Source organism: Simplicispira suum (assembly GCF_003008595.1).
Lineage (GTDB): Bacteria > Pseudomonadota > Gammaproteobacteria > Burkholderiales > Burkholderiaceae_C > Simplicispira > Simplicispira suum.
Genome location: NZ_CP027669.1, coordinates 222460 through 244844, shown reverse-complemented (window position 1 = coordinate 244844; position 22385 = coordinate 222460). Strand labels below are relative to the sequence as shown.

At 64.3% G+C, this 22385-nt stretch carries 17 protein-coding genes, 2 tRNA genes, 1 pseudogene and 1 riboswitch; of the genes and pseudogenes, 12 read left to right on the top strand and 8 right to left on the bottom strand.

Annotation, left to right across the window (positions count from 1 at the left end):
* The first annotated feature begins 73 nt into the window (after positions 1 to 73).
* Both C6571_RS01180 and aroC read left to right on the top strand, forming a co-directional pair.
* Entirely contained in the window at positions 74 to 541 is a 468-nt protein-coding gene (locus tag C6571_RS01180; protein ID WP_106445077.1) for a CBS domain-containing protein, read from the top strand.
* A gap of 98 nt (positions 542 to 639) precedes the next feature.
* Positions 640 to 1737, top strand: coding sequence for a chorismate synthase (gene aroC / locus C6571_RS01175; RefSeq protein WP_106445076.1), 1098 nt, complete (start codon positions 640 to 642; stop codon positions 1735 to 1737).
* A gap of 118 nt (positions 1738 to 1855) precedes the next feature.
* Here aroC and nrdR read toward each other — a convergent pair whose 3' ends face one another.
* From nrdR to C6571_RS01160, 3 genes are all read right to left on the bottom strand, one after another.
* Positions 1856 to 2305, bottom strand: a complete 450-nt coding sequence (gene nrdR, locus C6571_RS01170) for a transcriptional regulator NrdR (protein WP_106445075.1) — start codon at positions 2303 to 2305, stop codon at positions 1856 to 1858.
* Between the two features lie 11 nt (positions 2306 to 2316).
* Positions 2317 to 3564 (bottom strand): serine hydroxymethyltransferase, encoded by a 1248-nt coding sequence (gene glyA / locus C6571_RS01165; RefSeq protein WP_106445074.1) that lies wholly within the window; start codon positions 3562 to 3564, stop codon positions 2317 to 2319.
* A 31-nt stretch (positions 3565 to 3595) separates the two neighbouring features.
* A riboswitch (ZMP/ZTP riboswitch) is annotated at positions 3596 to 3744 on the bottom strand.
* Between the two features lie 48 nt (positions 3745 to 3792).
* Positions 3793 to 4641, bottom strand: a complete 849-nt coding sequence (locus C6571_RS01160) for a lytic transglycosylase domain-containing protein (RefSeq protein ID WP_106445073.1) — start codon at positions 4639 to 4641, stop codon at positions 3793 to 3795.
* Positions 4642 to 5133: 492 nt separating this feature from the next.
* Here C6571_RS01160 and C6571_RS01155 point away from each other — a divergent pair.
* A pseudogene (locus C6571_RS01155) lies at positions 5134 to 7844 on the top strand (DUF349 domain-containing protein).
* A gap of 64 nt (positions 7845 to 7908) precedes the next feature.
* Here C6571_RS01155 and C6571_RS01150 read toward each other — a convergent pair.
* Together C6571_RS01150 and C6571_RS01145 are read right to left on the bottom strand one after the other, a co-directional pair.
* Positions 7909 to 7993 (bottom strand) — tRNA-Leu (locus C6571_RS01150).
* 105 nt (positions 7994 to 8098) lie between these two features.
* Positions 8099 to 8183, bottom strand: a tRNA-Leu gene (locus C6571_RS01145).
* 34 nt (positions 8184 to 8217) lie between these two features.
* Here C6571_RS01145 and rnr point away from each other — a divergent pair.
* Positions 8218 to 10518: a ribonuclease R gene (gene rnr / locus C6571_RS01140; RefSeq protein ID WP_106445072.1), complete on the top strand. Its 2301-nt coding sequence runs from the start codon at positions 8218 to 8220 to the stop codon at positions 10516 to 10518.
* Positions 10519 to 10618: 100 nt separating this feature from the next.
* Here rnr and C6571_RS01135 read toward each other — a convergent pair whose 3' ends face one another.
* Genes C6571_RS01135 through C6571_RS01125 form a run of 3 tightly spaced genes read right to left on the bottom strand, consistent with a single transcriptional unit; the run spans position 10619 to position 14852 of the window.
* Complete coding sequence (locus C6571_RS01135; protein ID WP_106447960.1) at positions 10619 to 12124, bottom strand: NAD(P)H-hydrate dehydratase; 1506 nt, start codon at positions 12122 to 12124, stop codon at positions 10619 to 10621.
* 44 nt (positions 12125 to 12168) lie between these two features.
* Complete coding sequence (locus C6571_RS01130) at positions 12169 to 13431, bottom strand: FAD-dependent oxidoreductase (RefSeq protein WP_106445071.1); 1263 nt, start codon at positions 13429 to 13431, stop codon at positions 12169 to 12171.
* A 50-nt stretch (positions 13432 to 13481) separates the two neighbouring features.
* Entirely contained in the window at positions 13482 to 14852 is a 1371-nt protein-coding gene (locus tag C6571_RS01125; RefSeq protein ID WP_106445070.1) for an amidase, read from the bottom strand.
* Positions 14853 to 15002: 150 nt separating this feature from the next.
* Between C6571_RS01125 and rpsB the strand changes: the two genes are divergently transcribed.
* From rpsB to rseP, 8 genes are all read left to right on the top strand, one after another.
* Positions 15003 to 15755, top strand: coding sequence for a 30S ribosomal protein S2 (rpsB, locus tag C6571_RS01120; protein ID WP_106445069.1), 753 nt, complete (start codon positions 15003 to 15005; stop codon positions 15753 to 15755).
* Positions 15756 to 15852: 97 nt separating this feature from the next.
* Complete coding sequence (gene tsf / locus C6571_RS01115) at positions 15853 to 16776, top strand: translation elongation factor Ts (protein WP_106445068.1); 924 nt, start codon at positions 15853 to 15855, stop codon at positions 16774 to 16776.
* Between the two features lie 51 nt (positions 16777 to 16827).
* A complete protein-coding gene (gene pyrH, locus C6571_RS01110; protein WP_106445067.1) occupies positions 16828 to 17550 on the top strand; it encodes a UMP kinase in 723 nt (240 codons plus the stop codon).
* Between the two features lie 43 nt (positions 17551 to 17593).
* Positions 17594 to 18151, top strand: a complete 558-nt coding sequence (frr, locus tag C6571_RS01105; protein WP_106445066.1) for a ribosome recycling factor — start codon at positions 17594 to 17596, stop codon at positions 18149 to 18151.
* A gap of 26 nt (positions 18152 to 18177) precedes the next feature.
* Positions 18178 to 18909: a polyprenyl diphosphate synthase gene (gene uppS / locus C6571_RS01100; RefSeq protein ID WP_106447959.1), complete on the top strand. Its 732-nt coding sequence runs from the start codon at positions 18178 to 18180 to the stop codon at positions 18907 to 18909.
* Positions 18910 to 18918: 9 nt separating this feature from the next.
* Positions 18919 to 19770, top strand: coding sequence for a phosphatidate cytidylyltransferase (locus C6571_RS01095; protein ID WP_106445065.1), 852 nt, complete (start codon positions 18919 to 18921; stop codon positions 19768 to 19770).
* Entirely contained in the window at positions 19770 to 20960 is a 1191-nt protein-coding gene (gene dxr / locus C6571_RS01090; RefSeq protein ID WP_106445064.1) for a 1-deoxy-D-xylulose-5-phosphate reductoisomerase, read from the top strand. Before C6571_RS01095 ends, dxr begins: the two co-directional genes overlap by 1 nt.
* Positions 20961 to 20979: 19 nt before the next feature.
* Positions 20980 to 22341, top strand: a complete 1362-nt coding sequence (gene rseP / locus C6571_RS01085) for an RIP metalloprotease RseP (protein ID WP_245901347.1) — start codon at positions 20980 to 20982, stop codon at positions 22339 to 22341.
* Positions 22342 to 22385 lie beyond the last annotated feature (44 nt).

The following is a 22385-nucleotide window of genomic DNA, read 5'->3' as shown; positions in this document are numbered from 1 at the left end:
ATGGTGGCATTGTGGGCTATATTTGCAGAGGCGCCAGCAAGCGACACTTGCTGCAAACAGTACGGAGCACGCCATGAAAGTCAGCGATATCCTGCGGGTGAAGGGCAATACGCTCTATACCGCCCATCCCGCCGAACCCCTTGCCGATGCTGTGCGTGTTATGTCGGAGAAGGACATTGGCTCGCTGGTGGTCATGGAGCATGGCGATCTGGTGGGCATGCTCACCTTCCGCGAAGTCATTCAGGCCCTTGTGCGAAACGGCGGCAATGTGGGCACCATGCTCGTGCGCACGGCCATGGACGACCACCCGCTGACCTGCACCAACGGCACCGACATGGACGAAGTGCGGCGCATGATGCTTGATCGCCACGCGCGCTACATGCCCGTCATGGACAACCGCATGCTGATGGGCGTGATCAGCTTCTACGACGTGGCCAAAGCTGTGGTGGACAGCCAGAATTTTGAGAACAAGATGCTCAAGGCCTACATCCGCGACTGGCCAGAAGGCGAAGCCGGCGATTCGGACGAAAAGCTGCTTTAAGCTCCCAAGACCCGCAGCCGCGGCCGATTGGATGGTGGGGCTGGATTGCTCTGCCCCGTCCCTGCGGCGGGCTCCTACTGCCCCGATAATTGCCGTCTATGAGCGGCAATACTTTCGGCACCCTTTTCGCAGTCACCAACTTCGGTGAATCCCACGGCCCGGCCATTGGCTGCGTGATCGACGGCTGTCCGCCCGGCATGCCCTTGTGCGAGGCCGACATTCAGGCCGATCTGGACAGACGCCGGCCCGGCACCAGCCGCCACGTCACGCAGCGCGCCGAGCCCGACGCCGTGGAAATCCTCTCGGGCGTGTACGAAGGCGTGACCACCGGCACGCCGATTGCCTTGCTGATTCGCAACACCGACCAGCGCAGCAAGGACTATGGCGATATTGCCCAGCGCTTTCGCCCCGGCCACGCCGACTACACCTACTGGCACAAGTACGGCGTGCGTGACCCGCGTGGTGGCGGACGTTCGTCGGCCCGGCTGACCGCGCCCACGGTGGCGGCCGGTGCGGTGGCCCGGAAATGGCTGGCGGCGCAGTTCGGTACCCAGGTGCGCGCTTGCATGAGCCAACTGGGCGAACTCGAAATCGGATTTGAATCCTGGGATCACGTTGCACAAAACCCGTTTTTTGCACCCGTGGCCGACGTCCAGCGCTTTGAGGATTACATGGATGCCCTGCGCAAGGCGGGCGATTCGTGCGGCGCGCGCATTCGCGTTCAGGCTACCGGCGTGCCCGTGGGCTGGGGCGAACCGATCTACGACAAGCTCGACGCCGATATCGCCTGGGCGATGATGGGTCTCAACGCGGTCAAGGGGGTGGAAATTGGCGCCGGCTTTGCCAGTGCCGCGCAGCGCGGCACGGTGCACGGCGATTCGCTTTCCCCCGACGGTTTTCGCAGCAACAACGCGGGCGGCATTCTGGGCGGCATCAGCAGTGGCCAGGACATTGAGGCGCAGATCGCCATCAAGCCCACCAGTTCCATCCTCAGTCCCCGCGAATCCATCGACACGGCGGGCCAGAGCGTGCAGGTATCGACCAGGGGCCGGCACGATCCCTGTGTCGGTATCCGCGCCGCGCCCATTGCCGAGGCTTTGCTGGCGCTGGTGCTGATCGACCATGCCCTGCGCCACCGCGCCCAATGCGGCGATGTGCGCCAGGCAGTGGCACCAATTTCGGCGGCGGTGCGTTGAACCGAAAACTATGAAATTGATAGCTTGTAGCGCTTACCCAGTAAGCGCTAGAGGCATAAAACACTCATTTTTTTGATAGCTAAGTGTCCGCAGTGAAAGCGGCGCTTAGAGGGACTGATCAGCGCCGGACTTCGTCTACCAGCGTCTTGAATTCGTCGATGTCCTCGAAGCTGCGGTAGACGCTGGCGTAGCGGATGTACGCCACCTGGTCGAGTTTTTTGAGTTCGCGCATCACCAGTTCACCGATGCGGCTCGACGCCAGCTCGCGCAGGCCCAGGCTCAGCAATTGCTCTTCGATGCGCTCGATGGCAGCGTCCACCTGTGCCGTGCTCACAGGGCGCTTGCGCAGGGCAATGGCGAAGGATCCGCGCAGCTTGGCCGCGACGTATTCGGTGCGGCGACCGTCCTTCTTGACCACCACCGGAAAGTTGATTTCCGGTTTTTCGTAGGTGGTAAAGCGCTTGCCGCAGGCCCCGCAGCGGCGCCTGCGGCGGATGAAACCGCCGTCCTCGGCCACCCGGGTCTCGGCCACCTGGGTATCGAGATGGCCGCAGAACGGGCATTTCATGCGTCGGACCTTTAGTCGCGGTAGACCGGAAAGCGGCTGGTCAGCGCATTCACCTTGGCGCGCACGGCGGCAATGTGGGCTTCGTCGCGCGGCTTGTCCAAGACGTCTGCCAGCAGGTTGGCGGTCAGGCGGGCTTCCTCGTCCTTGAAGCCGCGCGTGGTCATGGCCGGCGTGCCCACGCGGATGCCGCTGGTCACCATGGGCTTTTCCGGGTCGTTGGGGATGGCGTTCTTGTTGATCGTCATGTGGGCCTGGCCCAGCACGGCCTCGGCTTCCTTGCCCGTGATGCCCTTGGCGCGCAGATCCACCAGCATCAAATGGCTTTGCGTCCCGCCACTGACAATGCGCAGGCCGCGCTCGGTGAGCGTCTCAGCCATCACACGGGCATTGGCCAGCACTTGCTGCTGGTACTGTTTGAAGTCGGGCTGCAGCGCTTCTTTGAAAGCCACCGCCTTGGCTGCAATCACGTGCATCAGCGGGCCGCCTTGCAAGCCAGGGAAAATGGCGCTGTTGATCGCCTTTTCGTGCTCCGCCTTCATCAAAATGATGCCGCCGCGCGGGCCGCGCAGGCTCTTGTGCGTGGTGCTGGTGACGACATCGGCGTGCGGCACGGGGTTGGGGTAGAGGCCTGCGGCAATCAGGCCGGCGTAGTGCGCCATGTCCACCATGAAAATCGCGCCGACGTCCTTGGCCACTTTGGCGAAGCGGGCGAAATCGATGTGCAGGCTGTAGGCCGAGGCGCCCGCAATGATGAGCTTGGGCTTGTGTTCGTGCGCCTTCTTCTCCATGGCGTCGTAGTCAATTTCTTCCTTGGCGTTGAGGCCATAGGAAATCACGTTGAACCACTTGCCCGACATATTCAGTGCCATTCCGTGCGTCAGGTGTCCGCCTTCGGCCAGGCTCATGCCCATGATGGTGTCACCCGGCTTGAGAAAGGCGAGAAACACCGCTTCATTGGCCGATGCACCGCAGTGCGGCTGCACATTGGCCGCCTCTGCGCCAAAGATTTTCTTGACGCGCTCAAGGGCCAGTTGCTCGGCCACATCGACAAACTCGCAGCCGCCGTAATAGCGCTTGCCTGGGTACCCCTCGGCGTACTTGTTGGTCAACTGCGTGCCCTGGGCCCACATCACTGCAGGCGACGCGTAGTTTTCGCTGGCGATCAGTTCGATGTGCTCTTCCTGGCGCTGGTTCTCTGACTGAATGGCAGCGAACAGCTCAGGATCGGTTTGCTCTACGAGAATATTTCGGTGGTACATGGCAGTCCTGTGAACTTGTGTCCCTTGCAACAAGGGCTGCCCAGGCGAACGGCGGAACGCAGCAGGCCAGAAGCCGGTGCGGCACGCTTCCCGGTGGTTCACAAGGGCAAAGCCTTGTCGGTTTCCACGTCAGCGGCAGCCCGTTTCGGGCCGCGCCTATCGCCAGTCGCGCACGGGTGTGAGTGTAACTGAGCCGCGCATCCTGGGAGAGCGGATGCGCAGGGTGGCTCAGGATGCGGACAGCAGAGCCACCTTTTCAATGCCCGGAGCCACCACGGGGGCAGCGGGCGCTTCTGCAGCGGGCGGCGCGTCGGCCTTGGTGGTCAGCGTTCCGGGAGCGGGCGTGGCAGTACGTGTACCGCGCCCACCTGCTACTTGGCGCAACCGGAAATGCTCTGCCAGCACTTTTGCCGCGTAGCCACCGTCGCTTTCCAGATTGGCGGCTCCCACGTAGTAGCGCAGCCCGCCTTCCAGCGAGCCAGCGCGGCGGATGCATTCTTGCAGTACTTGAACTCCGACGCGCAAATTGGTGACCGGGTCGAAGGCCGCAAGCTGCCCGCCCACAGCTTCATATTTGTCGGTGTGTACACGCGTCATCACCTGCATCAGGCCCTGCGCACCAACAGGGCTCTGGGCGAAGGGGTTGAACCTGGATTCGATGGCCACAATGGCGAGAATCAATGTCGGATCGAGCTTGGTTCTGGCACCCAGTTCATACGCTTCGCCCACCAGCACACTCAGTGGTTCGGGCGCCACACGGTATTTTTTACTCAGCCAGAAGGCCACCCGGGCCTGTTCCTTGGGCAAACCACGCGGGTCGGCCGCCAGGGCGCGCTCGCTGGGTTCGTCGAGTTCGGCGTCTGCATCCGATTCAATGCCTTGGCGGGCCTGCAGCCAGCTGCGCAACTGCAATTCACCCTGCTCACGCAGGTCGGGGCGGGCGGTCAGGGTGATGACAAGGCACGCCACGGCCAAACCCAAAAGGGCGAAGCTGTTGTGCGTGAGTTTGAAAATACCGTTGACCAACGCGTGTAAAACAGTACGCAGGCCGGAGGCGAAAAATCCTGTCGCTGTCATAGCTTCCTTTCGACGGCAATGTCGACACACCTCAATCACTAAGGACTCGTGCATCCACATTCACCTGATTGGTACGCCATCAAATCCGTGCCTGGCGCGCTGCGCAGGCCGCTTTGACTTAGCCGATTTCGGCAGCGGAACTGGGGGTTAATACTTAGCTTTTCGCAAAGTTGGCGGATTCTAGGGGGCTATCAAATACCAAGTCAACACTATTAATTCATGTTGTTAGACTTAGTAGTAGTAAATATGCTGTATGTAATCCCTGTTTTGCCTGGGGTGAGCGTGTTGTCTGCGAACTTTGGACCATTCGCTTTGCCTTTGCCGGCGTCGGTTTGGCGTGCGTTCGAGCATGGGCAGAGAGCAGGTGTTGACCAAGGTTTAGGGAGCTTGTTCAAAACCCTGTGAAAATAGACCTGCGCTCGCCTCTGGGCGTGCTTCTTCCATTGCCTCTTTGTACGGGCTGGCGCTTTGTGCCATCGCTCCTCACTTCCCATGTTCCCTTTTTCTTTGCGCAACAAGATGTCCGACGCTCCCGATCTGCCCACCACGCCGCCTCCGACGACGCCCGTGCATCCGCTCGACGCGCTGACGGGTGGCGCTTTCTCTGCAGCCACTTCGGGCGAGCGCGCCTCCCGTATCCGGGACTGGCTTGCGTCGCAGCCCACACCAGGGCAGCTGCAGGACGTATTCAAGGAACTCAGTGGGCGTGACAAAGGTGCAGCGCGCGCTGTGCGCGAGCGGCTGGACGAGATGCGTCGCGCCAAAAATCAGGAGGCGATCGCCGCCGAGTGGGCAGAAAAGGCCCATGCCCTGCTGGCAGCGCCCAAGCTGAACATTGCCGACGCCATGGCCTGGCAGCGCGATGCGGCCAAGGCCGGCGCGCCGCTCTCGCGCGAACCTCTGGCCGAACTCAAGACGCAGTTGGCCGAGCGCATCAAGGTGATTGAAGACCTGCAACACCGTGTCCAGGTGCAGCGTGAAGCGGCGGTGCTGCTGGCGCAACGTATCGAAGTGCTGTCCACCAAGCCTTGGCAGGATGCGCACGCCGCTCAAGACGCACTTCTGACCGACGTTCAGCACTGGCAGGAACAGGCACAGGCGCTTGCGGGCGATGCCAGTTGGCCCAGTGTCGAAGCACGCTTTCCCCCTTGCTGGATACATCCAAGGCGCAACTGCTGGTGGTTTGGGAAGCATTCCAGGCCGCTATCGGGCAGGCCGCCGCCGCAGCTGCGGATGCGCAGGCCCCGCTTCCAGCAGTCCCCATGTGGGCGGAAGCATTGCGCGCGGCGCGCGGTGAGGCGCCTGCTGCTGCTCCTGCGGCCCAGCGGCCGAGCAAGCCCAGGGTGGCCCCGGAGCTGGCCGCGCAATCCGCAGCCCGCGTCACGGACGCTCTGAGCAAACTGGAAGAAGAAACAGCGCAAGGCCACGGCAAGGCAAGTGCCGGTGCAGCGACCGCTCTGCGTGCCGTGCTCAAGCAGCATGGCCGGCATATTGATACCGCGCTCGAGCAACGCGTGCACACTGCACTCGTGGCGGCCGGTGAACTTGAGGGCTGGCAGCGCTGGAGCGCCGATCAGGTGCGGGAAGACTTGGTAGCCAAGGCGCAGGCCTTGTTGCAGCGGCCGGAAGGCCAGGCATTGGGTGGACGCAAGATGCAAGAGAGCTTGCGCCATCTGCGCGAGCAATGGAAGCAGGCCGACCAGGGCGGGGCGCCCAACCATGGCTTGTGGAAGAAGTTCGACGAAGCCTGCAATGAGGCGCACAAGGTGGTTGAGGCCTGGCTGGAAAAAGTGCGCACCGACGCAGCAGAGCACAGGGCGCAGCGTTTGGCCTTGATTGCTGAGCTCCAGGCTTGGGGCGAGCAGAACGCCGCCAATACCGATTGGAAGTCGGTTTTGCGCGGTCTTCAGCAGTTTGGCGCCCGTTGGCGGGACGGGGGCCATGTGGGGGAGAAGCTGCTGACCGAACTGCAACCGCAGTGGAAGCGCAGCATGGAGGCTGCGGCAGCGCCTTTCGAGGCTGCGCAGGCCGCCAGTCTGGAGCGGCGCCACGCCATGATTGAAGAAGCCGTCGCCCTGGGAGCAGCGCCCATGCTGCGTGTGGATGCGGTCAAGGCCTTGCAGCTGCGCTGGCAAACGGAAGCCCAGACGGTGCCGCTGGAGCGCCGCCAGGAGCAAAAGCTGTGGGACGCGTTCCGTAAGCCCATTGATGACGCTTTCAACCGCAAGACCGCAGAGCGCGAAAGGGGCGCGGGCCAGGCCAGTGCCCACGACAAGGCTGTGCTCGAGGCGGCCAAGGCACTTGATGCTGCCAATGCCAGCGGTGACGCGCAGCGCATTCGAGCTGCCATGAGCGCACTGGAGGCGGCACTTCGCGGTCAGGCTGCGCATGCCGCCACCCAGGCTCCTGCGCAAAAGCTCGTGCAAGAGCCTGGGCAAGCTGGTGGCGACGCGCCCAGCCCTTCGGAGCCGAGCTCGCAGGAGGCTGCCGAATCGCAGGGCGCTGCGGCCGACGAGAACCCGCCAGCCAAGCCGTCGGCGCCCCCTCCGCCGCCGCGCCCGGTGGTGGCGGTGCGCGGCGACGACCGGCCAGGAATGAAAAAGGATGTGCCAGCGGCACCAGGCCGAGGTGCACGTCCTGGCGAGCGGCGCGATGGTCGCCCGGCAGACGGGCGCCGAGACGGCGGCGGTTCGGGGCGCTTTGGCGATCGGCCAGCGTACGAAGACCGGGGCCCACGGCTGGGCGATGCGGCCTTTCGCGCGCAGCGCGAGGCGCTCGAGCATGCCCAGGCAGCTCTGCGCAAACTGGCGGCCCAGGCGCACGGAGAGGCGCTTTCGCAGCTGCTGAGCGCGTGGGAAAAGCGGGACGCAGACATGGTGCCGCCCGCGCAGGAATTTGGCCGCAGTGTGACGGGCGCCGTGCGCAATGCCTGGACGCAGGCGCTGGCCGCGGCCTCGCAAACGGGCGGAAAGGTCTCCAGTGCCGATCTGTTGCTGCGGCTCGAAATCGCTGCCGAGGTGCCGACTCCGGCCGAGCATCTGTCCGATCGCCGCATGATGCAATTGCAGCTGCTGACGCGCCGCAACGAAGCGGCGCCGGCGCAGACGTGGGCCCAGGATGTGGCCCAGCTGCTTGCTCAGCCCAGCGAGCCTGCCGCCGCCCGCCGTTTGCAGAACGTTCTCAAGGCTTTGATGCGCGGGTAAGGCCTAGAAAACCCCAAGCGCCTTGGAAACAAAAAAGCCGCTGCAACTGCAGCGGCTTTTTGCTTGGTGCCCAGAAGAGGACTCGAACCTCCACGATGTTACTCGCTAGTACCTGAAACTAGTGCGTCTACCAATTCCGCCATCTGGGCCAGATATCGAAGGCTTGAATTTTATAGCAGTGGACGCAGTGCTGACGCGGCGCGCAGGCCAATAAAAACAAAAAAGCCGCTGATGCAGCGGCTTCTCGTTAAACTTGGTGCCCAGGAGAGGACTCGAACCTCCACGATGTTACTCGCTAGTACCTGAAACTAGTGCGTCTACCAATTCCGCCACCTGGGCATTTCAGGAAAGAACGAGATTGTATAGCAAAAAAATGAGCGAAAAATTGCCCGTCAACCAGCCTTCCGATGAATTTGAAGGCACGGTTCAAGGGCACCGCGATGGCCACGGTTTTGTCTTGCGCGACGATGGCCTGTCTGATATTTTTCTCCCCCCCAACGAGATGCGCGCCGTCCTGCACAAGGACCGCGTGCGGGTCTGCATCGTGCGCCAGGACCGGCGCGGCCGGCCCGAAGGCCGTGTGGTGGAGATCATCGAGCGCCCCAAGCAGCCCCTGATTGGCCGATTGCTGCAGGAGAGCGGGGTCTGGATCGTGGCGCCCGAAGACAAGCGTTATGGCCAGGACGTGCTGATTCCCAAAGGCGCTTTGGGCGCTGCCGAGCCGGGACAAGTCGTTGTAGTCGAATTGACCGAGCCGCCCGCGCTCTACGGCCAGCCGGTGGGGCGCATCACCGAAGTGCTGGGCGAGGTCGATGACCCCGGCATGGAAATCGAAATTGCGGTGCGCAAGTACGGGGTTCCGCACGAGTTTTCTGAGACCTGCCTGGCGCAGGCCGCCGCGCTGCCGGACAAAGTGCGCCCGCAGGACAAAAAAGGCCGCATCGACCTGACCGATGTGCCGCTGGTCACCATCGATGGCGAAGACGCGCGCGACTTCGACGACGCCGTGTACTGCGAGCCCGCCAAGGTCGGTCGCGCCAAGGGCTGGCGCCTGCTGGTCGCCATTGCCGATGTCAGCCACTATGTGCAGACGGGCAGCGCCATCGATGTCGATGCCTACGACCGCGCCACCAGCGTGTATTTTCCCCGCCGCGTCATTCCCATGCTGCCCGAGAAGCTCAGCAATGGGCTGTGTTCGCTCAATCCCGACGTGGAACGCCTGTGCATGGTTTGCGACATGCTGATCACGGCCAAGGGCGAAGTGCACGCCTACCAGTTCTATCCGGCGGTGATGTTCAGCCATGCGCGCTTCACGTACACCGAAGTGGCGGCGATTTTGGCCAATACGCGCGGTCCGGAAGCGGCCAAACGCACGGAGCGAATTCCCGATCTGCTCAATCTGCACGACGTGTACCGCGCTCTGTTGATCGCGCGGCGTGAGCGCGGCGCGGTGGACTTTGAAACTACCGAGACGCAGATCGTCTGCGACGACAACGGCCGCATCGAAAAAATTATTCCGCGCACGCGCAACGACGCCCACAAGCTGATCGAAGAGGCCATGCTGGCCGCCAACGTCTGCAGCGCCGACTTCATCGCCCAGGGCAAGCAGCACGGCCTGTACCGGGTGCACGAAGGCCCCACGCCCGAAAAGCAGGACATCCTGCGCAGCTACCTGAAGGCCATGGCGGTGGGATTGAGCATCAGCGACAACCCGGCTCCGTCCGAATTTCAGGCGATTGCCGAAGCCACCAAGGACCGGCCAGACGCCCAGCAGATCCACACCATGCTGCTGCGCTCCATGCAGCAGGCCATTTACACGCCCAACAACAGCGGCCACTTTGGTTTGGCGTTCGAGGCCTACACACATTTCACGAGTCCGATCCGCCGCTACCCCGATCTGCTGGTGCACCGCGTCATCAAGTCGATTCTGGGCAATACGCGCTACCGGCTGCCGGCACTGCCGCTGCCAGGCGAAGCGCATGCCAAGCTGAGCAAGCGCCTGGCGGCACGGGCGCAGAAGCCTGGGGCTGAGCCGCGCAAGAAGGAGACCGGAGCAGCTTTGCTGGAGACGCAGTCTTGGGAGGCAGCCGGCCTGCACTGCAGCGCCAACGAGCGCCGCGCCGACGAGGCCAGCCGCGACGTCGAGGCCTGGCTCAAGTGCAAGTACATGCGCGAACACCTGGGCGAGGAATATGGCGGTTTGGTGTCCTCGGTCACCAGCTTTGGCATATTCGTCACGCTCGACGCCATGTACGTCGAGGGCCTGGTGCACATCACCGAGCTGGGTGGCGATTACTTCAAGTTCGACGAAACGCGGCAGGAGCTGCGTGGCGAGCGCAGCGGAATCCGCTATGCCATTGGCTCGCGCGTTCGTGTGCAGGTCAGCCGTGTGGATCTGGACGGCCGGCGCATTGATTTCCGTCTCGTCAACGAGGGCGAGATCGCCGCGCCGCGCAGCGCTGGCGAGCGCAGTGGCGGCAAGAAAAATGGCAAAAGCAGCGACAAGCCTGCGCGCGCGCGGCGGGCCAGCGAGGAGGCCGCGCCAGTGCCTTCACGAAGCCACCGCGAGGCGCCGACTCCCAAGGATGCCGGCGGATCGGGCGCCAAGTCCAAGCAAAAGGCTTCCTTGCTGACCAAGGCGCCTTCGGGCAAGGGACGCGGATCTCGCCACTGAGGCGCAGAGCGGGTCTGCCGGGCCCGCGCTTGCAGCCGGGCCGTTTTGCTCTTATTTCAGGAGCTGTTAGCGTTTGTGGAATAAGCGCTAGAGCCTCATTTCAATCAAAATTCGACGCTTTGGCGAGCGCGCTGGCAACCAGTGCCTGGCCTTCAGACCAGCGGTCGGCCAGGCGACCGTGCTGGTAGACGGCGCTGCACGCCGCCGCGAAAGATTCTTTCCCTGCCGCCCAGTGGGCACCCAGCATGCCGGCCAGCACATCGCCCGTGCCGGCCGTGGCCAGTCGCGCGTTTCCTGTGGGGTTGATGGCGGGCACCCGGCCCGGCCCGGCCACTACGCTGCCCGAACCCTTGAGCACGCAGACGCAGCCAAAGCGCTGCACCAGGCGCTGCGCTGCCGCCAGCCGATCGGCCTGCACCGCCTGTGCGCTGCAGCCCAGCAGGCGGGCGGCTTCAAGCGGGTGCGGTGTCAGGATGGTGCCCCACCGGCGTGTGGCACGTTCCGCCAAGGCGGTCTGCAGCGCCGCGTCGCTGGCGATGGCGTTGAGCGCATCGGCGTCAAGCACCAGCCGGGCGGCGCGCGCCAAAACGGCCGGCAGTACCTCGGCCACGGATTCACCGCCGCCGCAGCCACAGACCACCGTGAGCGCTTCCAGATCGAGCGCCTCGAAGCGGCGCTGCATCAGCTCGGGCGCCCCAACGGCTGCCGGCAGCGCTCCATCGTCCAGCAGCGCCAGCAGCACACGGCCGGCGCCGGCGTGCAAGGCCGCGCTGGCGGCGAGCAACGCAGCACCTTCCATGCCCATGCCGCGCCGTGCCAAGCCCTCGCCCCCGACCACGGCGACATCGCCGTAGCTTCCCTTGTGGCTGGCATGCGCGCGCTGCGCGGCCGGGGACGGGCCCGTCAGCCGGGCGCTGGCGAGAGATTCATCGGCAAGGACATCCAGTGTGTCCAGCCATACGGTGCCAGCGGCGTCGCGCCCCTGGGCGGTGAAGAGGCCGGGCTTGAGTGTGAGCAGCGCCAGCGTGTGGCAGGCGGCCTGCGCAGGCGCATCCGGCGCAAAGCCAGCTGCCCAGGCGCCGGTATCGGTCTGCAGGCCGCTGGGCAGGTCCACGCACAGCAGGCAGGCGGGGGCGGCGCGCAACTGCGCCAGCAAGGCAAGCCAGTGGGGTGGCGGTGGGCGCGCCGCACCGCCCGGCGCCAGGCCGATGCCCAGCAATGCGTCTATGCAGATGTCGGCCGCTGTAAGTGCGATGGTGGGAGCATCAGCAAAATCCACGCCCGCGTCCCGTGCCCGTTGCAGCGAGTGCTGGGCATCGGGCGGCAGGCGGCCCTCGCTGCCCAGCCAGGTAACGGTGACGCGAATGCCCGCGCGGTGCAGGTGCGCGGCGGCTTCCAGCCCGTCGCCGCCGTTGTTGCCCGGACCGCAGACGATCCATGCGGCGCGGGCGTGCGGCGCCAAGGCGCGTGCCAGGCGTGCGGTGGCGAGGCCGGCGCGCTGCATCAGGGTGTGGGGCGGCAGGCTTGCCGCCGCGCTGTGCTCAATGGCGCGCGTTGCCGCCAGGTCGTACAGCGGGTGGGGGCTATCGGGCCGGATGCGCAGCATGTGCGCCATTATGGGCAGGCAATGCGCCTTTGAGGCGCGCGCGATTAGCTGGTGGGAGCGAAGTGCGCCATTTCGGCAGGCGAGAGCGCCGATTCGCGTCCGCCCAGTTGCTGTACGAGAAGACGCGCGCAGCCGCTGGCCAGGGACCAGCCGCTGTCGCCGTGGGCCAGGTTGAGCCACAGGCCTGGAACGCCGCTGGCGCCAAGCAGGGGCAGGCCGCCGGCGCGAATGGCACGGGCGCCGCGCCATATCTGCAGGCCCGCGCCGCGCCGGACGCTGCCCGGAAACCAGATGTCCAGAGCCTCATAGAGCGCGTGCAAGGCTTTTGGATGCTGCGCCTCGCCTGTGCCGCCCAGCTCGGCGCCACCGGAGACGCGGATGCGCTGGCCCAGGCGCGCCAGGCTCACCTGCCGTGCCACGTCCAGCACGGAGCCTTGCGGCGCAGGGGCACCTTCGCGCAGCGGCGCGGTCAGCGAATAGCCCCACAGCGCCACCATGCCGGTGCGTACGCCCAGCGGCGCGAGCAAGGAGAGGGCATCGGCACCGCTGCACAGCACGGCAGCATCGAAGCGCCGGGGTTCGGCTTCGCCGCGCACTTGCAGTTTGGTGCCGCTTGAGGCACTGCGAATGGCGGTGATTTCGGTTTGAAAAGCAAATTCGGCGCCCAGGCGCTGCGCGGCCTGGCGCAGCAGCACGCTGTACTGCCGGCAGTTGCCTGCCTCGGCCTGGGGCAGATGCAGCGCCAGCGCGAAATCGGTGTTTTCGGCCAGCCCAGGTTCGAGCTTGCGCGCCGCTGCGGCGTCCAGTTCGTGCAGCGGCGCCCCCGCATTGCGCAGTGCCTGTACGGCCTGGCGCAGCGGCGCGGCGGTGCGGTCGTCCCGAAGCAGCAGCAGAGCGCCGCGGCTGTGCTCCAGCTCCAGCCCCAGGGCTTCGGTGGTGTCAAGGTAGCAGTGCTGGCTCCATTGCGAGAGCTGCGCCAGCGCGCGCATGGCGGGTGTCGGCTCGCCACTTCGCAGTGCTTTGCGCGCAGCGCCTTGCCATTGCCAGAGCCAGCGCAGCTCCGCCAGGCTGCTGGCCCGGCCCGCCTGAACGCTGGCTGAGCTGCCCAGAGCGCGCGGCACGCCCATCGACCCGGGCAGCGCCCAGGGAGCCAGTGGACCCAGGCCGCGCACCGCGCCTGGGGCGAAGCTGGTTTCCTCGGCGGCACTGGCGCGCCGTTCGAACACGGTAACGGCATGGCCGTGGCGCGCCAACTCGTAAGCCGTGGTCACGCCGGCCACTCCGGCGCCCACAATCGCAATCTTCATGAATTTGAGGTGTTTTTGGCCTCTAGCGCTTATCCATCAAGCGCTAGTAGCTATGATTCTTGTAGTTGTTCTTCGACGCGCAGGCCCACATTGAGCACCGCATCGTCGTGCATCGCGGCGTGCCACAGCATCAGGCCGACCGGAAGTTCTCCGGCCTGGTGGCAGGGCAACGACAGCGCACAACCGTCGAGCATATTGACAATGCTGGGGTTGCGCAGCAGCAGGGCATTGACGCGTCCAAACTCCGCGTCGCGCGCTGCATCCTGTTGTGGATTGGTGCCGTCGGCCGGTGCAACGGACGCGAGCAGTGGGGCCAGGATGGGGACGGTGGGTGAGAGCAGGGCGTCAAAGCCGGCAATGGCGGCCTCGATCTGCGCGATCCAGGCGGTGCGTGCGTGCAGCAGATCGATGTAATCGGCCGCAGACATGCGCGCGCCGCGTTCGATGCGCCCCCGCACGCGCGGGTCGTAGGCAGGCCCGCTTTGGGCCAGATGTTGCCGGTGCCAGGCGTAACTCTCGGCTGCGGCAAAACCGCCTGTGGCCTGCAGGCCGGAGAGTTGCGCGACTTCGGGCAGTTCGATTTCGACGATGCGCGCGCCGGCGCGGCGCAACTGCTCGACGCTGCGCTCGAACGCGCTGCGCACGGGGGGCTCCAAGCCTTCGAGAAACACCCCGCCGGGCACTGCCAGGCGCCAGGCAGATAGGGGCGCCTGGCTGCGCGTCACGCGCCGCGCAGCCAGAATCTCGTGTGCCAGCACAGCGTCCGGTACCGAGCGCGTCATGGCGCACGCGGTGTCCAAGGTGGTCGAGAGCGGCACGGCGCCCGAGGTGGGAACCAGGCGGGCGGTGTTCTTGAAGCCCACAATGCCACACAAGGCCGCAGGAATGCGGATCGAACCCCCGGTGTCTGAGCCCAGGCCAATAAATGCCGCCCCGGTGGCCACGGATACCGCCGCGCCTGAGGACGACCCGCCGGGCACACGCGCTGGCCCTGGCAGTGCGCCAAAGCGGCCATCAAACGCTGCCGGCGTGCCATGGTGCGGGTTGGTGCCCACGCCGGAAAAGGCGAATTCCACCATCTGCGTGCGCCCGATCACAGCGCCGCCTGCTGCGCGCAGACGCTGCACGGCCGCTGCATCGCATGCCGCAGGCGGCGCCTCGGCCAGCACCGTGGAGCCCGCCCGGGTGGTCATGCCTTGCATGTCGAAGAGTTCTTTCACCGACACCGCCAGCCCGGCCAGGGGACGGTGGGCCTGCCCTGGGTTGGCGGCTTCGCGCGCGGCTTGCCCGGCAAGCAAGGGCGTGAAGACATGCTGGCACTCGGGAGCGTGCGCCCGATCGAGGCAGCGCTCCATTTCCGCCGTTGCAGTGGTGCCGCCGGCGTGCAGCAGGCGCAGCGTGCTGTCAAGGTCTTTTGCCATGCCTATGCTAGAATCCTTGGGTTTTGCGGGGCGTGAAAACCCTAGCGAAACCAATAGCAAACCAGTCCCGCCAAGGTGTTGCGGCCTTGCCCTTGAGTGGCGGGCCGCGATGTCGGACTGGATTTTAGACCCAACCTTTGGAGCACTTTTATGGCAGTCACTATGCGCGAAATGCTGGAAGCCGGCGTTCACTTCGGCCACCAGACCCGTTTCTGGAACCCCAAGATGGCACCGTTCATCTTCGGCCACCGCAACAAGATTCACATCATCAACCTGGAAAAGTCGCTGCCGATGCTCCAGGACGCGGCCAAGTTCGCGCAGCAGCTCACCGCCAACCGCGGCACCGTGCTGTTTGTCGGTACCAAGCGCCAGGCCCGTGACACCATTGCCGCTGAAGCCCTGCGCGCTGGTGTGCCCTACGTGAACCAGCGCTGGCTGGGCGGCATGTTGACCAACTTCAAGACCGTCAAGACCTCGATCAAGCGCCTCAAAGACATGAAGGCGCAGCAGGAAGGTGGCCTTGAAGCCCTGAGCAAGAAAGAGCAACTCATGTTCACGCGTGAGATCGAGAAGCTCGAAAAAGACATCGGCGGCATTCAGGACATGGCTGCTTTGCCCGACGCGATCTTCGTGGTCGACGTGGGTTTCCACAAGATCGCCATTGCCGAAGCCAAGAAGCTCGGCATCCCGCTGATTGGCGTGGTCGATACCAACCACTCGCCCGAAGGCATTGACCACGTCATCCCCGGCAACGACGACTCCGCCAAGGCGGTGGATCTGTACGTGCGTGCCATGGCTGACGCAGTCATCGAAGGCCGCAACAACGCGGTGAACGATGTGGTGAAGGCGGTTTCCGCAGAAGCTTCGGACGAGTTCGTCGAAGTGGAAAGCTCCGCAGCCTGAACCCCCCTGTCCGCGCGGCGCTTTGTCGCGGAAAAAAGTGGGGCTCGATTGCCCCCTTTTTTTTACCCTGATATGAATTGACTTTGGAGAATGACTGATGGCTGCAATTACCGCAAGCATGGTGGGCGAACTGCGCGCAAAGACCGACGCGCCGATGATGGAATGCAAGAAGGCGCTGACCGAAGCCGCTGGCGACATGGCCAAGGCTGAAGAGTTGCTGCGCGTCAAGCTCGGCACCAAAGCCGGGAAGGCAGCATCGCGCATCACCGCCGAAGGCGTGGTGGCCAGCTTCATCGATGGCAATACCGGCGCCCTGCTCGAAGTGAACAGCGAAACCGATTTTGTCAGCAAGAACGATAGCTTTATCGCCATGGCCAATGCCGCAGCCAAACTGGTCGCCCAGCACAATCCTGCCGACATCGCCGCCCTGGGTGCGCTCGCCTATGAGCAGGACAGCTTTGGCCCCACGCTGGAAGACGTGCGCAAGGGCCTCATTGGCAAGATCGGCGAGAACATGTCGTTTCGCCGCTTCCAGCGTTTTGCTGGCAGCGACAAGCTTGCGTCCTATCTGCACGGCACGCGCATCGGCGTCGTGGTGCAGTACGAAGGCGACGAGACGGCTGCCAAAGACGTGGCCATGCACATTGCCGCCATGAAGCCCGTGGCCCTGGCCAGCAGCGACGTGCCCGCCGAACTGATTGAGAAAGAGCGCTCGGTCGCCGCCGCCAAGGCAGCGGAAGACAAGGCCAAGGCGCAGGCCGAAGGCAAGCCGGTGCAGTCCGATGAAATCGTGACCAAGCGCATCGAAGGCGGCGTGCAGAAGTACCTCAAGGAAGTGTCGCTGTTCAACCAGGCTTTCGTGAAGAACGACAAGCAAAGCGTCGAGCAAATGCTCAAGGAGCGCGGCACCCAGATCAAGGGCTTCACGCTGTACGTGGTGGGTGAAGGCATCGAGAAAAAGGTGGATGACTTCGCCGCTGAAGTCGCTGCCCAGGTCGCTGCTGCCAAGGCTGGCGCCTGAGTTTTCGACGACCAATCCGCCCATTTTTGCTCCGTCTTACGAAAGAACCCCATGACCACCTCCACGCCGGCCTACAAGCGCATTTTGCTCAAGCTGTCGGGCGAGGCGCTCATGGGCGAAGATGCCTTCGGCATCAACCGCGCGACCATCGTGCGCATGGTGGGGGAGGTGGCTGAGGTCACCCGCATGGGCGTCGAAGTGGCGGTGGTCATTGGCGGAGGCAACATCTTCCGCGGGGTCGCAGGCGGCGCCGAAGGCATGGACCGCGCCACGGCCGACTACATGGGCATGCTGGCCACGGTAATGAATGCACTGGCGCTGGCGGATGCCATGGACAAGCAGGGGCTCACAGCGCGTGTGATGTCGGCCATCTCCATCGAGCAGGTGGTCGAGCCCTATGTGCGTCCCAAGGCGCTGCAATACCTGGAAGAAGGCAAGGTGGTGGTGTTTGCTGCCGGCACCGGCAATCCTTTTTTTACCACCGACACGGCCGCCGCCCTGCGGGGCGCGGAGATTGGTGCGGAATTGGTGCTCAAGGCCACCAAAGTCGATGGCGTGTACACCGCCGATCCGCACAAGGATGCCTCAGCCACGCGCTATGCCACACTGACGTTTGACGAAGCCATGGCACGCAATCTGGGCATCATGGACGCCACGGCGTTTGCCTTGTGCCGTGACCAGAAGCTCCCCGTCAAGGTGTTTTCCATCTTCAAACCCGGCGCACTCAAGCGCGTCGTCATGGGTCTGGACGAAGGCACGTTGGTGCACGCGTGAAGCGCTGCGCGGCCACAGATCCCCGATTTCGAGGAGAAAGAACATGACAGCCGACATTCGAAAGACCATGGAAGGCAAGATGGATCAGTCCATTGTTGCCTTCAAGAACAATCTGCAGAAGATCCGCACTGGCCGCGCCAGCCCGGCCTTGCTCGACTCGATCCATGTCGAGTACTACGGTTCCATGGTGCCGCTGAGCCAAGTGGCGAATGTGCAATTGCTCGATGCGCGCACTATCAGCGTGCAGCCCTGGGAAAAGAACATGGGCGCCAAGATCGAAAAGGCGATTCGCGAGAGCGATCTGGGACTCAACCCCGCCTCCCTGGGTGAGCTGATTCGCGTGCCCATGCCGCCGATGAGCGAAGAGCGCCGCAAGGAAATGACCAAGCTGGCGCGCAACGAAGGCGAGTCAGCCAAGATCGCCGTGCGCAACCTGCGCCGCGACGCCAATGAAGCGGTCAAGCGCATGGTGAAGGACAAACTGGCGTCCGAAGACGACCAGAAACGCTCCGAAGCCGATATTCAGAAGATTACCGACCGCCACATCAGCGAAATCGATGCCTTGGTGGCTGCCAAGGAGCAGGACATCCTGGCGGTGTGAAGCTGCTGCGGCACCGCGCTCCCTCCATGGCCTCACCTCTGCCTGCTCCTGAGCACATTGCCATCGTCATGGATGGCAATGGCCGCTGGGCCAAGCGCCGCTTTTTGCCGCGCCTGGCGGGTCACAAACAGGGCGTGGATGCCTTGCGCCGCTGCGTCAAGGCCTGCGCTGAGCGTGGGGTGTCGGCACTGACCGTGTTCGCGTTTTCATCGGAGAACTGGAGCCGCCCAGCGGACGAGGTGTCGGGCCTGATGGAGTTGCTCGCACGGGCCATCGGCCGCGAAGTACCCCAGTTGGCGCGCGATGGCATTCGCGTGCGTTTCGTGGGCGACCGTGCCAGCCTGTCGGCGCATTTGCGCGCCGGTCTGGAGCAGGCGGAAGCGCAGACGGCCCATTGCCAGCTCATGCTGCTCAATATTTGCTTCAACTACGGCGGGCGCTGGGATATCGCCCAGGCGGCGGCCGGTCTGGCCGCACGCGGCGAGGCCATTACGCCGGAGAGCCTGGACGCAGCCATGGCGCTGTCGCATGTGCGCGACCCGGATCTGCTGATCCGTACCGGAGGCGAAATGCGCTTGAGCAACTTTTTGCTCTGGCAGGCGGCCTATTCGGAGCTGGTGTTCAGCGACAAGCTTTGGCCCGACTTCGACGAGGCGGCGCTGGATGCTGCCATTGCCGCCTACCATGCCCGCGAGCGCCGCTTTGGCCTGATTTCCGAACAACTTGCCAGTGAGCCGCCGGTGCTGGCGCGCGCCTGAAAGGCCTTCATGCTCAAGCAGCGCATTCTCACCGCCCTGGTTTTGCTGGCCATTTTGGTGCCTGCGCTGTTCTATCCCGACCCCGTAGCGTTTGCCGGGGTGGTGTTGGTGTTGATGGCTGGCGGCGCATGGGAGTGGGGGCGCCTCAACGGCTGCTCGTTTGCGGCATCGCTGGCGCTTTCCGCCGTCTGTGTGGCGCTGTGTTCCGCAGCCTGGCTCGGCGGATGGATAACGCAGCCGCTGGCTCTGTTGTGGATTGTTAGCGGGGGTGTGTGGGTCTTGGGCAGCGCCTGGTTGCTGCGCACAGGCGTGCCGGGTTGGCCGCGCATCCCACGCGCATTGCGTCTGGTGCTGGGTGTGCTCGGCTTGTGGCTGGCGTGGCTGGCGGTGGTGCAGGCGCGCGTTATTGGGATCAATTTTTTGCTTTCGGTGATGACGCTGGTCTGGATGGCCGACATTGCCGCGTATTTCGCTGGCCGCACGTTTGGCCTGCGGTTTACCAAGAACAAGCTGGCGCCTTCCATCAGCCCCGGCAAGAGCTGGGAAGGCGTCTGGGGTGGCATGGCGGGCGTATTGCTGCTGGGCCTGTGCTGGGTTCTGGCCGACGCGCATTGGCAGGCAGCCGTGCCCAGCTTTTATTCACGGCTGTGGAGCCAGGGCGCCTGGCTGCTGGTGCTGGGCGCGCTTTTCATGGCCTGCATGAGCGTGGTGGGTGATCTGATCGAATCGCTGGTCAAGCGCAGTGCGGGGGCCAAGGACAGCAGCAAGCTGCTGCCCGGCCACGGCGGAGTGCTGGACCGCGTCGATGCCTTGTTGCCTACGCTGCCCATCGCCATGATGCTCACCCGTCTGGTGTCGTGATGCGCCAGCGCGTGACGGTGCTCGGTTCCACCGGGTCGATTGGCAAGAACACCCTGGATGTGATCGCGCGCCACCCTGAGCGCTTTGAAGTCTTTGCCTTGAGCGCCGCCACGCAAACCGATCTGTTGCTGGCGCAATGCGCGCAGTTTCGGCCCCGCTACGCGGTGATGGCAAGCGCGGCACATGCCCGCGATCTGGCGGAAAAAATTCAGTCCAATGGGCTTCCAACGCAGGTACTGCAAGCGCCGGACGCTCTTGAAACAATAGCATCTCACGCAGAGGTCGACAGCGTGATGGCGGCCATCGTCGGAGCCGCCGGTCTGGCGCCCTGTCTGGCGGCCGCGCACGCCGGCAAGCGCTTGCTGCTGGCCAACAAGGAAGCGTTGGTGGTGGGTGGCGAAGTTTTTCTGCGTGCGGTGCGGGACGGCCATGCGACGCTGCTGCCGATTGACAGCGAGCATTCGGCGATTTTTCAGTCTCTGCCGGACGATCCTGCGACCTGGGGTGAGCGGGTCGACAAAATCATCCTCACCGCCTCGGGCGGCCCGTTTCGCTCGCGCGCGCCGGGCAGCTTGCGCGACGTGACCCCCGAGGATGCCTGTGCCCACCCCAATTGGGTCATGGGACGCAAGATCTCGGTCGATTCGGCCACCATGATGAACAAGGCGCTCGAAGTCATCGAGGCCCGCTATTTGTTTGGTTTGGCGCCAGAGCAGCTGGATGTGGTCATTCACCCGCAAAGCACCATCCACTCCATGGTTCAGTACCGCGACATGTCGGTGGTGGCGCAAATGGGCACACCAGACATGCGCGTGCCTATTGCGTACGGCCTGTCGTGGCCCGAGCGTGTCGCCTCGGGCGCGGCGGCACTCGATTTTCATGCACTTGGCGCGATGACCTTCGAGTCCATCGACGATCACGGGCATCCAGAGCGTTTCCCTTCGCTGCGCCTGGCCTGGGAAACCCTGGCGGCTCCGCCGGGAAGCACGGTGGTGCTCAACGCAGCGAATGAGGTGGCCGTGGCGGCTTTTCTGGAGCGGCGCATCCGGTTTGACCAGATTCACGCCTTGAATGTCGAAACTTTGACCGCAGTTCCCTCCTCCAAACCCGATTCGCTGGCGGCGCTGCTTGAGCTTGATGCACAGGCGCGCAGCAGCGCGCAGCAGCACGCCGCGCGCATGGCGGCCTGACCTTCGCAAGGAGTTGCACGTGCTGACACTGATCGCTTTCATTGGCGCGCTTGCCATCCTCATTGCCGTGCACGAGTACGGCCACTACCGTGTGGCTGTGGCCTGCGGTGTCAAGGTGCTGCGGTTTTCCATTGGCTTCGGCAAACCCTTGTTGCGCTGGCAACCCAAGGGCTCATCGACCGAATTTGTATTGGCCGCTTTTCCGCTGGGTGGTTTCGTACGCATGCTGGACGAGCGCGAAGCCCCAGTGTCCCCCGAGGAGCGGCACTTGGCATTCAATACGCAACCCTTGCGCGCGCGCGCCGCCATTGTTGCTGCGGGGCCGTTGGCCAATCTGTTGCTTGCGGTGCTTCTGTATGCGTTGGTGAATTGGGCGGGTGTCCAGGAACCCATGGCCTACATTTCCAGCCCGCCGGCTGGCTCCATTGCACAGGTGGCAGGGCTGCACGGCGGCGAACGCATTCAAAGCGCTGCGCTCGGCGACGACGAGCCGCGCGAGTTGCGCTCGTTTGAGGACCTGCGCTGGACGTTGACGCGCGGTGCGCTGGACAGCACGCCAGTGCGGCTGGAAGTGGAGGTCCGCCCTGGCGCGCCGCTGCGCTCTGTGCTGTTGCCACTCGATCAGATTGATGTACGCGAAGCCGATGCCCAGCTGCTTCGAAAAATTGGCATTGTCACGCCTTGGACTCGGCCGGTCATCGGCGAGGTGATGGAGGGCGGCGCAGCGGCTCGCGCTGGCTTGCAGCCGGGCGATCTGGTCTTGCGCATCGGCGATGCGGATATTGGCGATGCCCAGCAATTGCGTGAGCGCATTCGCTCTTCGGTGCGGGCTGGCGCGCCTTTGGCGCAGCCTTGGCGCATCGAGCGGGGCGGACGCCTGTTGGAGCTGGATATCGCTCCCGACCTCGCGGATGAAGAGGGCGCGAAGATTGGCCGTATCGGCGCGTACGTGGGCGAGCCGCCGCAGTTCACCACCGTGCGCTATGGCGTGCTGGAAGGTCTGTGGGGCGGTGTCGAGCGCACCTGGCAGGTCTCTGCGCTGTCGCTCAAAATGATGGGCCGCATGCTGATCGGAGAAGCCTCGATCAAAAACCTCAGCGGTCCGCTGACCATTGCCGACTACGCTGGCCGTTCAGCGCATGGCGGACTGACGCACTATCTGACGTTTCTGGCACTGATCAGCGTGAGCTTGGGCGTGCTGAACCTGCTGCCCTTGCCGGTGCTCGATGGGGGGCACCTGATGTATTATCTTTGGGAGGGTCTCACGGGCAAGGGTGTGTCCGAGGCCTGGATGGAAAAGCTGCAGCGCGGCGGTGTCGCCATTTTGCTGCTGATGATGTCCATCGCATTGTTTAACGATCTGAACCGGCTGTTTGGCTAACCTGCGGGCCCCGGGCGCTGGCGCACGGTGGTACCGACATCGAC

Excerpts from the sequence above, each read along its gene's own strand:
- C6571_RS01180 (WP_106445077.1), top strand. The coding sequence starts at position 74 with ATGAAAGTCAGCGATATCCTGCGGGTGAAGGGCAATACGCTCTATACC.
- aroC (WP_106445076.1), top strand. The coding sequence starts at position 640 with ATGAGCGGCAATACTTTCGGCACCCTTTTCGCAGTCACCAACTTCGGT.
- nrdR (WP_106445075.1), bottom strand. The coding sequence starts at position 2,305 with ATGAAATGCCCGTTCTGCGGCCATCTCGATACCCAGGTGGCCGAGACC.
- glyA (WP_106445074.1), bottom strand. The coding sequence starts at position 3,564 with ATGTACCACCGAAATATTCTCGTAGAGCAAACCGATCCTGAGCTGTTC.
- C6571_RS01160 (WP_106445073.1), bottom strand. The coding sequence starts at position 4,641 with ATGACAGCGACAGGATTTTTCGCCTCCGGCCTGCGTACTGTTTTACAC.
- rnr (WP_106445072.1), top strand. The coding sequence starts at position 8,218 with ATGAGCGAAAAATTGCCCGTCAACCAGCCTTCCGATGAATTTGAAGGC.
- C6571_RS01135 (WP_106447960.1), bottom strand. The coding sequence starts at position 12,124 with ATGCTGCGCATCCGGCCCGATAGCCCCCACCCGCTGTACGACCTGGCG.
- C6571_RS01130 (WP_106445071.1), bottom strand. The coding sequence starts at position 13,431 with ATGAAGATTGCGATTGTGGGCGCCGGAGTGGCCGGCGTGACCACGGCT.
- C6571_RS01125 (WP_106445070.1), bottom strand. The coding sequence starts at position 14,852 with ATGGCAAAAGACCTTGACAGCACGCTGCGCCTGCTGCACGCCGGCGGC.
- rpsB (WP_106445069.1), top strand. The coding sequence starts at position 15,003 with ATGGCAGTCACTATGCGCGAAATGCTGGAAGCCGGCGTTCACTTCGGC.
- tsf (WP_106445068.1), top strand. The coding sequence starts at position 15,853 with ATGGCTGCAATTACCGCAAGCATGGTGGGCGAACTGCGCGCAAAGACC.
- pyrH (WP_106445067.1), top strand. The coding sequence starts at position 16,828 with ATGACCACCTCCACGCCGGCCTACAAGCGCATTTTGCTCAAGCTGTCG.
- frr (WP_106445066.1), top strand. The coding sequence starts at position 17,594 with ATGACAGCCGACATTCGAAAGACCATGGAAGGCAAGATGGATCAGTCC.
- uppS (WP_106447959.1), top strand. The coding sequence starts at position 18,178 with ATGGCCTCACCTCTGCCTGCTCCTGAGCACATTGCCATCGTCATGGAT.
- C6571_RS01095 (WP_106445065.1), top strand. The coding sequence starts at position 18,919 with ATGCTCAAGCAGCGCATTCTCACCGCCCTGGTTTTGCTGGCCATTTTG.
- dxr (WP_106445064.1), top strand. The coding sequence starts at position 19,770 with ATGCGCCAGCGCGTGACGGTGCTCGGTTCCACCGGGTCGATTGGCAAG.